Consider the following 12,932-nt stretch of genomic DNA (forward strand, 5'->3'; position numbering starts at 1 on the left):
AGTGCAGCTCGCCCAACACAGACGAGCCCAGGATATTTTGAGCTTTACTTGCCCGTCTTGACCTTGGTCCAGCTACGGGTCATCAAACGTTGCACTTTCGGGGGTAGCTCGAAGTTGACAAAAGTCCGGTCGAGAACCGCCTGCGGTGGGTAAACCGCTTCGTCGGTGCGTATCGATTGCTCCATCAGTTTGTCCGCCCCTGGGTTAGGGTTGGCGTAACCGACGTAATCACTGACCTGAGCGATCACCTCAGGTTTCAGCAAATAGTTGATGAAGGCGAGAGACTCTTTGACGTTGGTGGCATCCTTGGGGATGGCCAGCACGTCGAACCACAGGTTGCCGCCTTCTTTCGGAATCACGTAGGCGATGTTCACGCCTTTGCCCGCCTCGGCTGCACGAGCCTTGGCCTGGAACACATCACCGGAGAAACCCGCCGCCACGCAGATGTTGCCGTTGGCCAGGTCCGAGATGTACTTGGAAGAATGGAAGTAGGTCACGTAAGGACGCACTTTCAGGAGTTTCTCTTCAGCCTTCTTATAGTCTTCATGGTTGGTGCTGTTGGGGTTCAAGCCCATGTAGTTGAGCACCGCCGGCAGCATTTCATCCGCCGAGTCCATGAACGACACGCCGCAGCTCGCCAGCTTCTTCATGTTTTCCGGCTCGAACAGCACGGCCCAGGAGTCGATCTTGTCGACGCCCAGCACTTCTTTGACTTTATCTACGTTGTAACCAATACCGTTGGTGCCCCACAGATACGGCACGGCGTACTGGTTGCCCGGGTCGTTCTTTTCCAGACGCTTGAGCAGCGCCGGGTCGAGGTTGGCGTAGTTGGTCAGTTGCGACTTGTCGATTTTCTGGAACGCCCCGGCCTTGATCTGCTTGCCAAGGAAGTGGTTCGACGGCACTACCACGTCATACCCGGTACGCCCGGCGAGCAACTTGCCTTCCAGGGTTTCGTTGGAGTCGAACACGTCGTAGACCGGCTTGATGCCGGTGGCCTTTTCAAAATTGGCCAGGGTGTCCGGGCCGATGTAGTCCGACCAGTTATAAATATGCACAGTCGGGGCGGCCTGCACGCTGACAGCCAGCGTGATACCTGCACCCACCAGCAAGGCTTTGCGAAATAAAGAAATTGGCAAGTGGAGGTCCTCTTAAATAGTTGGGCCCGAAGTTGTTGCCCGGCAACAAAACCGGCGCGCAACTTACCCTCGATAAACCGATCCGGCAAAACTTTCTGTCATTTAATTGTTTCGCTAACCACCGCGCGCATCGCGGCAGTTAGCAAAACAGGTATCAAAGCGGCTTTACTTGCCCGATTTGATTTTGGTCCAGCTGCGGGTCATTTCCCGCTGAGTAGCAGCCGGCAAGTCAGCAATGGCATACAGCTTGGCTTGCACGTCCGCTGGCGGATAAATGCCTGGGTCGCTGGTGATGTCTTTGTCGACCAATGCGGTAGCCTTCTCGTTACCGTTCGGGAAACGCACGCTGTTGGTGATGCTCGCCATGACTTCCGGCTTGAGCAGGTAGTTCATGAACTTGTAGGCGGCGTCGACGTTCTCGGCATCTTTAGGGATGGCGACCATGTCATAGAAGCTGCCGGCACCTTCTTTCGGAATGTCGTAGGCAACCTTGACCTTGCCACCGGCTTCAGCCGCGCGGGACTTGGCCTGTTGCACGTCACCCGAATAACCCACGGCTACGCAGATGTTGCCGTTGGCCAGGTCGGAGATGTACTTGGACGAGTGGAAGTAACCGATCGAAGGACGCAGCTTGAGGAACAGCGCCTCGGCTTGCTTGAGGTCTTCTTTCTTCTGGGTGTCGGTCGGCAGGCCCAGGTAATGCAGTGCCACTGGCAGCATTTCGGTTGGCGAATCGAGGAAGCTCACACCGCAGCCTTTGAGCTTGGCGAGGTTTTCCGGCTTGAGGATGGTGTCCCACGAGTCGATCTTGTCGATGCCCAGTGCGGCCTTGACCTTCTCCGGGTTGTAGCCGATGCCGATGGAGCCCCACATGTACGGGAAGGCGTGCTTGTTGTCCGGGTCGCTGACGGACACGGCTTTAAGCAGGGATTTGTTCAAGTTGTCGTAGTTCGGCAGCTTGGACTTGTCCAGTTCCTGGTAAACACCGGCCTTGATCTGCTTGGCGAGGAAGTTGTTCGACGGCACGACGATGTCGTAGCCGGACTTGCCTGCCAGCAACTTGGCTTCCAGGGTTTCGTTGGAGTCGAACACGTCATAGACCACCTTGATCCCGGACTCTTTTTCAAAGTTCGCGATGGTGTCCGGTGCGATGTAGTCGGACCAGTTATAAACGTGCAGCACTTTATCGTCGGCGTGCGCCGCGCCTGCCATGGCCCCCATCAGGGACAAGGCCAGGAGGGTCTTGCCAGCGTTCTTCAAACCTAATGCCTTCATTCGGTCATGCTCCAATTTTTTCTTTTTTGGGCCACGTTCGTTCTTTAAGTACAACGTGTTTCGCAGCCCGTCTAAGGGGCAACAAAACAGGGCGACAGTCTGGCAAGTTCCGAGGCCGGCTTTCAACCAAAGCGCTCTTTTTATAAATGCCTTTTCTAACATCCCAGAAGCAGCGCCCAATCGGCGCTGCGCTCTGAGCCTAGCACTTAGCCCTGCAAAGCCGCCAAAGTCAGGTCCAGGCAGTGCCGCGCCTTGGTCACCAACTCGTCTATCTCGGCCTTGCTGATCACCAGCGGCGGCGAAATGATCATGGTGTCGCCCACGGCGCGCATGATCAGGCCATTCTCGAAGCAGAAGGTGCGGCAGATCATGCCAACACCACGGCCTTCGTAACGCTTGCGCGTTGCCTTGTCCTGAACCAGCTCGATTGCACCGAGCATGCCCACGCCGCGAACTTCACCCACCAGCGGGTGATCAGCCAGTTCCCTCAAACGCTTTTGCAAATAGGGTGCCGTTTCGTCGTGCACACGCTTAACAATTTGTTCATCGCGCATGATGCGGATGTTTTCCAGGGCTACCGCCGCTGCAACCGGGTGACCCGAATAGGTGAAGCCATGGTTGAAATCACCGCCTTCGTTCAGCACCGCGACCACTTCGTCGCGCACGATCAGGCCACCCATCGGGATGTAGCCGGAGGTCAGGCCCTTGGCGATGGTCATCATGTCGGGCTTGAGGTCGTAGAAATCGCTACCGAACCACTCACCGGTACGGCCAAAGCCGCAGATCACTTCATCGGCGACGAACAGGATGTCGTACTTGGCGAGGATTTCCTTGATGCGCGGCCAGTAGCTGGCAGGCGGCACGATCACGCCACCGGCACCCTGGATCGGCTCGGCAATAAAGGCGCCGACGTTGTCCACGCCCAGTTCCAGAATCTTCTCTTCCAGCTGGTTGGCCGCCCACACGCCGAACTCGTCCGGGCTCATGTCGCCGCCTTCGCCGAACCAGTATGGCTGGGCGATGTGGACGATGCCCGGGATCGGCAAGTCGCCCTGTTCATGCATATACGTCATGCCGCCCAGGCTGGCGCCGGCCACGGTTGAGCCGTGGTAGCCATTCTTGCGGCTGATGATGGTTTTCTTGTTCGGCTGGCCTTTGATCGCCCAGTAGTGGCGGACCATACGCAGCATGGTGTCGTTGCCTTCGGAGCCGGAACCGGTGAAGAACACGTGGTTCATGCCTTGCGGGGCGATATCGGAGATGGCTTTGGCCAGTTCCAGCACCGGCGGGTGGGCGGTCTGGAAGAACAGGTTGTAGTACGGCAGCTCTTTCATCTGCTTGGCGGCCGCATCAGCCAGTTCATCGCGACCGTAACCGATCGCCACGCACCACAGGCCGGCCATGCCGTCGAGAATCTTGTTGCCTTCGCTGTCCCACAGGTAAACGCCGTGGGCTTTGGTGATGATCCGTGGGCCTTTCTCTTTCAATTGCTTGAAGTCGCTGAACGGCGCCAGGTGGTGATCGCTGCTCAAGGCTTGCCATTCACGGGTTTGCGGGTTGTTGCTGGACATACCAATCTCCTAGATGTTTCAGGTGAGGACGCGCCGTTTGAAGGGCGCGCCCGGCGCATCAGACGGCAAAGAGCAGGAATTCCCGCTCCCACGAACTGATGACGCGCTTGAAGTTTTCATGCTCGGCCCGCTTGACCGCGACGTAGCCTGTGATGAATTTGTGACCCAGGTATTTCTCGATGGTCTTGCTGTTTTCCATGCGTTCCAGGGCGTCTTCGATGGTCAGCGGCAGGCGCAGGTTGCGGCGCTCGTAACCACGACCCACCACCGGCGCGCTTGGGCTGATGCCTTCGACCATGCCGATGTAGCCACACAGCAAGCTGGCAGCAATCGCCAGGTACGGGTTGGCGTCGGCACCTGGCAGGCGGTTTTCCACCCGACGGTTTTGTGGGCCGGCGTCCGGTACGCGCAGGCCTACGGTGCGGTTTTCTTCGCCCCACTCCACGTTGACCGGCGCCGAGGTATCGGGCAGGAAGCGGCGGAACGAGTTGACGTTCGGTGCGAACAGCGGCAACAGCTCAGGGATAAATTTCTGCAGGCCACCGATGTGGTGCAGGAACAGCTCGCTCTTGGTCCCGTCTTCATTAGAGAACACGTTCTTGCCGGTGGCGATGTCGATGATGCTCTGGTGCAGGTGCATCGCGCTGCCGGGCTCGCCGGTCATGGGTTTGGCCATAAAGGTGGCCGCCACGTTGTGCTTGAGCGCCGCTTCACGCATGGTCCGCTTGAACACCAGGATCTGGTCGGCCAGGGACAGGGCGTCGCCGTGACGGAAGTTGATTTCCATCTGCGCCGTGCCGTCCTCGTGGATCAGCGTGTCGAGGTCCAGCTCCTGCAGCTCGCACCAGTCGTAGACGTCTTCGAACAACGGGTCGAATTCGTTGGCTGCTTCTATAGAGAAGGACTGGCGGCCGGTTTCCGGGCGACCGGAACGGCCAATCGGCGGTTGCAGCGGGAAGTCCGGGTCTTCGCAGCGCTTGGTCAGGTAGAACTCCATCTCCGGCGCCACGATGGGCTGCCAGCCTTTATCGGCGTAGAGCTTGAGGACTTTCTTGAGCACGTTGCGCGGCGACAGTTCGATCGGGTTGCCTTGCTTGTCGTAGGTGTCGTGGATCACCTGGGCCGTAGGCTCTATGGCCCAGGGCACGAGGTACACCGCGTTCTCGTCCGGGCGGCAGATCATGTCGATGTCGGCCGGGTCGAGCAATTCGTAATAGATGTCGTCTTCGACATAGTCGCCGGTCACGGTCTGCAACAGAACGCTTTCGGGCAGGCGCATGCCTTTTTCGGCGATGAACTTGTTGGTCGGCGAGATCTTGCCCCGGGTGATGCCGGTGAGGTCGCCAATCATGCATTCGACTTCTGTGATCTTGTGGTCTTTCAACCAATCGGTGAGCTGGTCGAGGTTGTTACTCATAAATGCCTCTGGGCTGTGTTTCCTGACATCCATTAAAGGTCAGGCGTAAGTTGACGCAGCATCCGCGTCGCGTTGCATCACCCGCTTTCGACAAGCATTGCCAAATGCCTGGAAGATTGCGAGGTAGTGCGGGTTAGAGCTTACCTGCCATTCGGGGTGCCATTGCACTCCTAAAGCAAAAGCCTTGCCCGCGGGAACCGAAAAGCCTTCGATCAGGCCGTCCGGCGCGGTGGCCTCGACCTGAAAACCCGGCGCAAGGCGATCGATGCCCTGTGAATGAATCGAGTTGACCTGGATCGTCGGCGGCAAGCCCAGGCTTGCCAATACCCCATTCGGGGAGATGGCCACTGCGTGCGCCGGGCCATACTGGATATCCAGCGGCTGGGTGTCGTCTTCGCAGTGATCCATCATGCCCGGCACTTCGTGAACCTTCTGGTGCAGGCTGCCGCCAAACGCCACGTTCATTTCCTGGAAGCCACGGCAAATCCCCAGCACCGGAACGCCTGCCGCAATCGCGGCACGCAGCATCGGTAGCGTGGTTTGGTCCCGTGCAGAATCATGAGCAGTCCCGGGCGCGCTGGCCGGGCCGTCGTAATGAAAGGGTTCGATATTGGAAGGTGAGCCGGTAAAGAGAATGCCGTCCAGACCGTCAAAAATATTGGCCGGGTCGAGCACATCCGCCAGGGACGGAATAATCAATGGCAAGCCCTTGGCAGCGGTGGCCACTGCACGGACGTATTTGTCGCCACTGATGTGATAAGCATGCAGACCGACCTGTTTGGAGCAGGCGGTGACGCCGATTAACGGCAGGCGAGACATGAAGCACCCCGGTATTATTGCTGTTATGGGTTTGAATCGAGCTTAGCCTTGTTCATTTTTTTACACAACACCCCCGTAAAAAATACAACACGGCCCGCTCAAACGTGCTGGTTCCAAGAGCACCAATCCCAAAAAACCGCCCCAAAAAGCCCCAAAAAAGCCCTCAAGGCGCTTTTTTAGGGCAAAAAAGGCCTCGCTTGACTTCGGCATGCCGTTCGGGTTGACTGAAACCCGAAGAGATCAATGATTGATATTTTTAACAACAAAGGTGTTGCATCATGTCGGTACCCCCGCGTGCCGTTCAGCTTAACGAAGCGAACGCGTTCCTTAAGGATCATCCTGAGGTTCTGTACGTAGACCTTCTAATTGCGGATATGAATGGTGTGGTGCGCGGCAAGCGCATCGAACGCACCAGCCTCCACAAGGTTTACGAGAAGGGCATTAACCTGCCTGCCTCTCTATTTGCCCTGGATATCAATGGCTCAACGGTGGAAAGCACCGGTCTGGGTCTGGACATCGGTGATGCTGACCGAATCTGTTATCCAATCCCCGACACCCTGTGCAATGAGCCCTGGCAAAAGCGCCCAACCGCGCAATTGCTGATGACCATGCACGAACTCGAAGGTGAACCTTTCTTCGCCGATCCTCGCGAAGTACTCCGCCAAGTTGTAAGCAAATTTGACGACCTCGGTCTGACCATCTGCGCCGCATTCGAGCTGGAGTTCTACCTGATTGACCAGGAGAACGTGAATGGCCGGCCACAACCGCCCCGCTCGCCGATCTCCGGCAAACGCCCGCACTCGACACAGGTCTACCTGATCGACGACCTCGACGAATACGTCGACTGCCTCCAGGACATTCTGGAAGGTGCAAAAGAGCAAGGCATCCCTGCCGACGCCATCGTCAAGGAAAGTGCCCCGGCGCAGTTCGAAGTGAACCTGCACCACGTTGCCGACCCTATAAAGGCCTGCGACTACGCGGTACTGCTCAAGCGCTTGATCAAGAACATCGCCTACGACCATGAGATGGACACCACCTTCATGGCCAAGCCTTACCCGGGCCAGGCAGGCAACGGCCTACACGTGCACATTTCGATCCTGGACAAGGACGGCAAGAACATCTTTGCCAGCGAGGATCCCGAGCAGAACGCCGCATTGCGTCACGCGATCGGCGGTGTGCTGGAGACCCTACCCGCCCAAATGGCGTTCCTGTGCCCTAACGTCAACTCCTACCGTCGTTTCGGCGCACAGTTCTACGTGCCGAACTCGCCGTGCTGGGGCCTGGATAACCGCACCGTAGCGATTCGCGTACCGACCGGCTCGTCCGACGCCGTACGTATCGAACACCGTGTGGCCGGCGCCGACGCCAACCCTTACCTGCTGATGGCTTCGGTCCTGGCGGGCGTGCATCACGGCCTGACCAACAAGATCGAGCCTGGCGCACCCGTGGAAGGCAACAGCTACGAGCAGAACGAACAGAGTCTGCCGAACAACCTGCGTGATGCCCTGCGCGAGTTGGACGACAGCGAGGTGATGGCCAAGTACATCGATCCTAAATACATCGATATCTTCGTCGCCTGTAAGGAAAGTGAGCTGGAAGAGTTCGAACACTCCATCTCCGACCTTGAGTACAACTGGTACCTGCATACCGTGTAAGCGGTTGCTTGATTGAAGGAACGCCGCAGGCTTTTGGCTTGCGGCGTTTTTTTATGCCTGTTTGTAGGAGCGAGCTTGCTCGCGAAAAACCTGAGGTCGCCGCGTTGATTCAGGATGCCCGCGTCATCGTTTACGACCATCGCGAGCAAGCTCGCTCCTACATGGTATGGATCACAGGCTGTCTCTCGTACAATGCCCGCTGCCCTGTAGGAGACTTCAATGAATCGCCCTGCCACCCCTCGCAAACCCCGCGCCCGCAGCCAGGCCCGGATCGACGCGATCCTCGACGCCGCCCGCACCTTGCTGGCCGCCGAAGGCGTGGCCAGCCTGTCGATCTACAGCGTGGCCGAGCGGGCGCAGATTCCACCGTCATCGGTGTACCACTTCTTCGCCAGCGTGCCTGCCTTGCTGGAGGCGCTGACCGCTGACGTCCATGCAGCCTTCCGCGCGGCCATTCAGGCGCCAATCGACCACGACTCACTCAAGCATTGGCGCGATCTGTCCTGCGTGGTGGAGCAGCGCATGCTCATCATCTACAGCAACGACGCCGCCGCCCGGCAATTGATCCTGGCCCAGCACGGGTTGACCGAAGTGACACAGGCCGACCGCCAGCACGATCTGGAGCTGGGAAACCTGATGCATGAAGTGTTCAACCGGCACTTCGAGGTGCCGAGCCTGCCCGCCGATGTCGACGTGTTTGCCCTGGCCCTGGAACTGAGCGACCGCGTCTACGCGCGCTCGGTGCATCAGCACGGGCAAATCACCCCGCGCATGGCCGAGGAAGGCATGCGGGTGTTTGACGCGTATGTGGGGCTTTATCTGCCGGCGTTCTTGCCCAAGCGGGTGGCTGCGCTCTGATTTTTTGTTGCCTGTCCGGGCCTCTTCGCGAGCAAGCCCGCTCCCACATTTGACCGAGTTTTAACTTTGGAATGCGGTCGAATGTGGGAGCGGGCTTGCTCGCGAAAACTATCTCAAGAACGACAAAAACCCCGACAAGCTTTCACCTTCGGGGTTTTGGGCGAACCATCGATCACAGCTTGGCGATCGATACCTCGGTGGATTTGACGAAGGCAATCACTTCGCTGCCAATCACCAGCTCGAGCTCTTTCACCGAGCGCGTGGTGATCACCGAAGTGACGATGCCGGATGCGGTCTGCACGTCGATTTCCGACAGCACGTCGCCTTCGACGATTTCCTTGATGGTGCCTTTGAACTGGTTACGCACGTTGATGGCTTTAATAGTCATGGTCGTTCTTCCTGTGTAAGACAAGTGAATTATTGAGCCCAACGCAACTGCGTAGGCAGCGGTGAAACAGGTTCGGGTTCCGGCGGGGTGCCGGGCAGCGACAACACACGGTTAAGCACTTCGGTTTCCAGCGCCGCCAGGCGGTGGGAGCCACGCACCCGCGGGCGTGGGAGTTCCACGTGCAGGTCGAGGCCGATTTCGCCGTCTTCGATCAGGATCACCCGGTCGGCAATGGCCACGGCTTCGCTGACGTCGTGGGTCACCAGCAATACGGTGAAGCCGTGTTTCTGCCAGAGGTTCTCGATCAGTTGCTGCATCTCGATCCGGGTCAGGGCATCCAGGGCCCCCAGCGGTTCGTCCAGCAGCAACAGGCGTGGCTGGTGGATCAAGGCGCGGGCCAGGGCCACGCGTTGCTTCTGGCCACCGGACAACGCCGCCGGCCACTCATTGGCACGCTCGGCCAGGCCGACCGCTTCCAGCGCTTCCAACGCCTGCGGACGCCAGTTGCCCTTGAGGCCCAGGCCCACGTTGTCGATGATCTTTTTCCACGGCAGCAGGCGCGCTTCCTGGAACATCAAGCGCGTGTCTTCAATCGCCTCGCTCAGCGGTGCGGAGCCGGCGAGCAATTCGCCGCCGCTGGCTTTGTCCAGGCCGGCCAGCAAGCGCAGCAAGGTACTTTTGCCGCAGCCACTGCGGCCCACGACCGCAACAAATTGACCGGCTGGAATGTGCAGGTCGATTGCCTTCAGCACTTCCCGCGCGCCGAAAGCCTTGCGCAACTTGCGCACTGCCAGGGGAATGCCCCGCAGCAGGCGTGGAGGTTGTTGAGCAGTCATGCCGCACCTCCTTTATTCACTTGATAAGCCGGGTGCCAGCGCAGCCAGACACGTTCCAGGCCACGCGCCGCCAGGTCTGCCAGCTTGCCGAGTACCGCGTACAGCACGATCGCCAGTACCACTACGTCGGTTTGCAGGAATTCCCGGGCGTTCATCGCCAGGTAGCCGATGCCGGAACTGGCGGAGATGGTTTCCGCGACGATCAACGTCAGCCACATAAAGCCCAACGCGAAGCGCACGCCCACCAGAATCGAAGGCAAGGCGCCCGGCAAAATCACCTGGCGAAACAGACTGAAGCCGGACAGGCCATAACTGCGGGCCATTTCCACCAGCGCCGGGTCGACGTTGCGGATGCCGTGGTAAGTGTTGAGGTAGATCGGGAACAGCGTGCCGAGGGCGACCAGGAATATCTTCGCGGTCTCGTCAATCCCGAACCACAGGATCACCAGTGGGATCAGCGCCAGATGCGGCACGTTGCGGATCATCTGCACCGAGCTGTCCAGCAGGCGCTCACCCCAGGTCGACAGGCCGGTGATAAAGCCCAGGGCCAGGCCGATGCTGCCGCCGATCACAAAACCCAGGCCCGCGCGCCAGCCGCTGATGGCCAGGTGCGTCCAGATTTCGCCGCTGCGCACCAGGCTGACGCCCGCTTCGATCACCGCGCTGGGTGCCGGCAGAATCCGCGTCGACAACCAACCTGCCGAAACGGACAACTGCCATACCGCCAGCAACAGAATCGGCAGCGCCCAGGGCGCCAATCGATGACTTAACTTTTCAAGATTCATGGCGGCGCCTCAGCTCTGGGACGCAGCTTTGGGGAGAATGTCGTTGGCGACCATTTCGCCGAACGGGCTGACGTAGCCGGCGCCCTTCGGCAGCTCGGGACGCTCGATGTCCAGGTGCGGGAACAGCAGCTCAGCCACGCGATACGACTCTTCGAGGTGTGGATAACCGGAGAAGATAAAGGTGTCGATGCCCAGGTCAGCGTATTCCTTCACCCGTGCAGCTACGGTCGGGCCATCACCTACCAAGGCAGTGCCGGCACCGCCGCGCACCAGTCCTACGCCGGCCCACAGGTTCGGGCTGACTTCCAGGTTGTCGCGGCTACCGCCGTGCAAGGCAGCCATACGCTGCTGACCTACGGAATCGAAGCGCGACAATGAGGCCTGGGCGCGGGCGATGGTTTCATCGTCCACGTGGGAGATCAGTTTGTCGGCGGCCTGCCAGGCTTCGGCGTTGGTTTCACGTACGATCACATGCAGGCGAATGCCGAAGCGCAGGGTACGCCCGAGCTTGGCGGCCTTGGCGCGAACCTGTGCAATCTTTTCCGCCACCGCGGCCGGCGGCTCGCCCCAGGTCAGGACCATTTCCACTTGTTCAGCTGCCAGGTCCTGCGCCGCTTCGGAGGAACCCCCGAAATACAGCGGCGGACGCGGTTGCTGGATCGGCGGATAGAGCAACTTCGCGCCTTTGACGCTGATGTGCTGGCCATCGTAATCGACGGTTTCGCCCTCCAGTACGCGGCGCCAGATGCGGGTGAATTCCACCGACGCCTGATACCGCTCTTCATGACTCAGGAACAACCCGTCGCCGGCCAATTCTTCCGGATCACCGCCGGTCACCAGGTTGAACAACGCACGGCCGCCGGACAGACGATCCAGAGTTGCCGCCTGACGCGCAGCCACCGTCGGGGAAATGATCCCGGGGCGCAGCGCGACAAGGAATTTCAAACGTTGGGTCACCGGGATCAGCGACGCCGCCACCAACCACGAATCCTCGCAGGAACGGCCGGTAGGGATCAGCACTCCGCCGAAGCCAAGGCGGTCTGCCGCCTGGGCCACTTGCTGCAGGTAACCGTGATCAACGGCGCGAGCGCCTTCGGCGGTGCCAAGGTAATGGCCGTCGCCGTGGGTAGGCAGGAACCAGAAAATATTGAGGCTCATGGAGTTGTCTCCTGAAGAAGTCGGATTACGGCGCTTTGGCAACGGCGGCGGGTGGCGTCCAGATCACGTCCTTGATGTTCAAGGGTTTGGGGATCAATTTGAGTTGGTAGAAGCTGTCGGCAATTTTCTGCTGCGCGGCGACCACTTCCGGGGTCAGGAACAGCGCGCCGTAGCCCTGGCGTTTCACCGAGGTGAGGGTGATGTCGGCCGGCAAGCCCAGCAGCGGTGCAACTTGTTCGGTGACTTGCTCCGGATTGGCCTTGGACCATTCGCCCACGGCGCGCACTTCCTCCACCAATGCCTTGATCACATCAGGGTGTTTTTCGGCGTAAGGCTTGGTGGCCAGGTAGAACTGATGGTTGTCAGCGATGCCGGTGCCGTCACGCAGGGTGCGCGCTTGCAGTTGTTTTTCGGCGGCTGCCTGGTACGGGTCCCAGATCACCCAGGCATCGACGCTGCCACGCTCGAACGCGGCGCGGGCATCGGCGGGCGGCAGGAATACGGTCTGCACGTCGGTGTATTTCAGGCCGGCATCTTCCAGGGCACGCACCAGCAGGTAGTGCACGTTGGAGCCTTTATTGAGGACGACTTTCTTGCCCTTGAGGTCTTGCACCGATTTGATCGGCGAGTCTTTCGGTACCAGAATCGCTTCGCTGGTAGGCGCTGGTGGTTCGTAGGCGACGTAGAGCAGATCGGCACCGGCAGCCTGGGCGAACACCGGCGGGGTTTCACCCGTCACGCCGAAGTCGATGGAGCCGACGTTCAGTCCTTCCAGCAGTTGCGGGCCGCCGGGGAACTCCGTCCATTGCACTTGCACGCCCTGCTCGGCCAGGCGCTTTTCCAGCGAGCCCTTGGCCTTGAGCAGCACCAGGGTGCCGTATTTCTGATAACCGATCCGCAGGGTTTCGGCGGCTTGGGCTTGAACAATGGCGCCGAACGACACAGCCGCAGCAAACAGTGCGACCAGTCCACGACGCAAGATGACAGTGCGCATGGCGCTCTCTCCAACTATACGATGAGGGGGTTGGCTG

Annotated in this window: 12 protein-coding genes and 1 pseudogene; 2 read left to right on the plus strand and 11 right to left on the minus strand. The window is 59.5% G+C overall.

Annotated elements, in window-relative coordinates:
- Positions 1–44 precede the first annotated feature (44 nt).
- From AU074_RS00455 to AU074_RS00475, 5 genes are all read right to left on the minus strand, one after another.
- Positions 45–1,139 carry a polyamine ABC transporter substrate-binding protein gene (locus AU074_RS00455; RefSeq protein WP_076013054.1) on the minus strand — a complete coding sequence of 365 codons (1,095 nt, stop codon included), beginning with the start codon at positions 1,137–1,139 and terminating at the stop codon, positions 45–47.
- Positions 1,140–1,304: 165 nt separating this feature from the next.
- The gene (locus AU074_RS00460; RefSeq protein ID WP_076013353.1) at positions 1,305–2,399 is read right to left on the minus strand and encodes a polyamine ABC transporter substrate-binding protein; all 1,095 of its coding nucleotides are present in this window, start codon (positions 2,397–2,399) and stop codon (positions 1,305–1,307) included.
- 221 nt (positions 2,400–2,620) lie between these two features.
- Entirely contained in the window at positions 2,621–3,985 is a 1,365-nt protein-coding gene (locus AU074_RS00465; protein WP_076013055.1) for an aspartate aminotransferase family protein, read from the minus strand.
- 58 nt (positions 3,986–4,043) lie between these two features.
- Positions 4,044–5,402 (minus strand): glutamine synthetase family protein, encoded by a 1,359-nt coding sequence (locus AU074_RS00470; protein WP_010167850.1) that lies wholly within the window; start codon positions 5,400–5,402, stop codon positions 4,044–4,046.
- A 39-nt stretch (positions 5,403–5,441) separates the two neighbouring features.
- Positions 5,442–6,221 carry a gamma-glutamyl-gamma-aminobutyrate hydrolase family protein gene (locus tag AU074_RS00475; RefSeq protein ID WP_076013056.1) on the minus strand — a complete coding sequence of 260 codons (780 nt, stop codon included), beginning with the start codon at positions 6,219–6,221 and terminating at the stop codon, positions 5,442–5,444.
- A 278-nt stretch (positions 6,222–6,499) separates the two neighbouring features.
- On the opposite strand from AU074_RS00475, the gene AU074_RS00480 reads away from it, so the two are divergent.
- Entirely contained in the window at positions 6,500–7,876 is a 1,377-nt protein-coding gene (locus AU074_RS00480; RefSeq protein ID WP_003213894.1) for a glutamine synthetase family protein, read from the plus strand.
- Positions 7,877–7,938: 62 nt separating this feature from the next.
- Here the strand turns inward: AU074_RS00480 and AU074_RS34285 are convergent.
- Positions 7,939–8,016 (minus strand): annotated as a pseudogene (locus AU074_RS34285) (outer membrane lipoprotein carrier protein LolA); the annotation flags it as partial.
- Positions 8,017–8,095: 79 nt separating this feature from the next.
- Here AU074_RS34285 and AU074_RS00485 point away from each other — a divergent pair.
- On the plus strand, positions 8,096–8,734 hold the full coding sequence (locus tag AU074_RS00485; RefSeq protein WP_076013057.1) for a TetR/AcrR family transcriptional regulator: 639 nt from the start codon (positions 8,096–8,098) through the stop codon (positions 8,732–8,734).
- A gap of 172 nt (positions 8,735–8,906) precedes the next feature.
- Here AU074_RS00485 and AU074_RS00490 read toward each other — a convergent pair whose 3' ends face one another.
- Genes AU074_RS00490 through AU074_RS00510 form a run of 5 tightly spaced genes read right to left on the minus strand, consistent with a single transcriptional unit; the run spans position 8,907 to position 12,895 of the window.
- Positions 8,907–9,122 carry a molybdopterin-binding protein gene (locus tag AU074_RS00490; protein WP_003213899.1) on the minus strand — a complete coding sequence of 72 codons (216 nt, stop codon included), beginning with the start codon at positions 9,120–9,122 and terminating at the stop codon, positions 8,907–8,909.
- Between the two features lie 29 nt (positions 9,123–9,151).
- Complete coding sequence (gene ssuB, locus AU074_RS00495; RefSeq protein ID WP_076013058.1) at positions 9,152–9,958, minus strand: aliphatic sulfonates ABC transporter ATP-binding protein; 807 nt, start codon at positions 9,956–9,958, stop codon at positions 9,152–9,154.
- Complete coding sequence (gene ssuC, locus AU074_RS00500; RefSeq protein ID WP_076013059.1) at positions 9,955–10,743, minus strand: aliphatic sulfonate ABC transporter permease SsuC; 789 nt, start codon at positions 10,741–10,743, stop codon at positions 9,955–9,957. The genes ssuB and ssuC overlap by 4 nt, the downstream gene beginning before the upstream one ends.
- 9 nt (positions 10,744–10,752) lie before the next feature.
- Positions 10,753–11,901 carry an FMNH2-dependent alkanesulfonate monooxygenase gene (gene ssuD, locus AU074_RS00505; protein WP_076013060.1) on the minus strand — a complete coding sequence of 383 codons (1,149 nt, stop codon included), beginning with the start codon at positions 11,899–11,901 and terminating at the stop codon, positions 10,753–10,755.
- Positions 11,902–11,926: 25 nt separating this feature from the next.
- Positions 11,927–12,895, minus strand: a complete 969-nt coding sequence (locus AU074_RS00510) for a sulfonate ABC transporter substrate-binding protein (RefSeq protein ID WP_076013061.1) — start codon at positions 12,893–12,895, stop codon at positions 11,927–11,929.
- Positions 12,896–12,932: the final 37 nt, after the last annotated feature.

Source organism: Pseudomonas sp. ATCC PTA-122608 (genome assembly GCF_001952855.1).
Taxonomy (GTDB): Bacteria; Pseudomonadota; Gammaproteobacteria; order Pseudomonadales; family Pseudomonadaceae; genus Aquipseudomonas.

Coding starts and splice junctions, on each gene's coding strand:
- AU074_RS00465 (WP_076013055.1), bottom strand. CDS start 3,985: ATGTCCAGCAACAACCCGCAAACCCGTGAATGGCAAGCCTTGAGCAGC.
- AU074_RS00470 (WP_010167850.1), bottom strand. CDS start 5,402: ATGAGTAACAACCTCGACCAGCTCACCGATTGGTTGAAAGACCACAAG.
- AU074_RS00475 (WP_076013056.1), bottom strand. CDS start 6,221: ATGTCTCGCCTGCCGTTAATCGGCGTCACCGCCTGCTCCAAACAGGTC.
- AU074_RS00480 (WP_003213894.1), top strand. CDS start 6,500: ATGTCGGTACCCCCGCGTGCCGTTCAGCTTAACGAAGCGAACGCGTTC.
- AU074_RS00485 (WP_076013057.1), top strand. CDS start 8,096: ATGAATCGCCCTGCCACCCCTCGCAAACCCCGCGCCCGCAGCCAGGCC.
- AU074_RS00490 (WP_003213899.1), bottom strand. CDS start 9,122: ATGACTATTAAAGCCATCAACGTGCGTAACCAGTTCAAAGGCACCATC.
- ssuB (WP_076013058.1), bottom strand. CDS start 9,958: ATGACTGCTCAACAACCTCCACGCCTGCTGCGGGGCATTCCCCTGGCA.
- ssuC (WP_076013059.1), bottom strand. CDS start 10,743: ATGAATCTTGAAAAGTTAAGTCATCGATTGGCGCCCTGGGCGCTGCCG.
- ssuD (WP_076013060.1), bottom strand. CDS start 11,901: ATGAGCCTCAATATTTTCTGGTTCCTGCCTACCCACGGCGACGGCCAT.
- AU074_RS00510 (WP_076013061.1), bottom strand. CDS start 12,895: ATGCGCACTGTCATCTTGCGTCGTGGACTGGTCGCACTGTTTGCTGCG.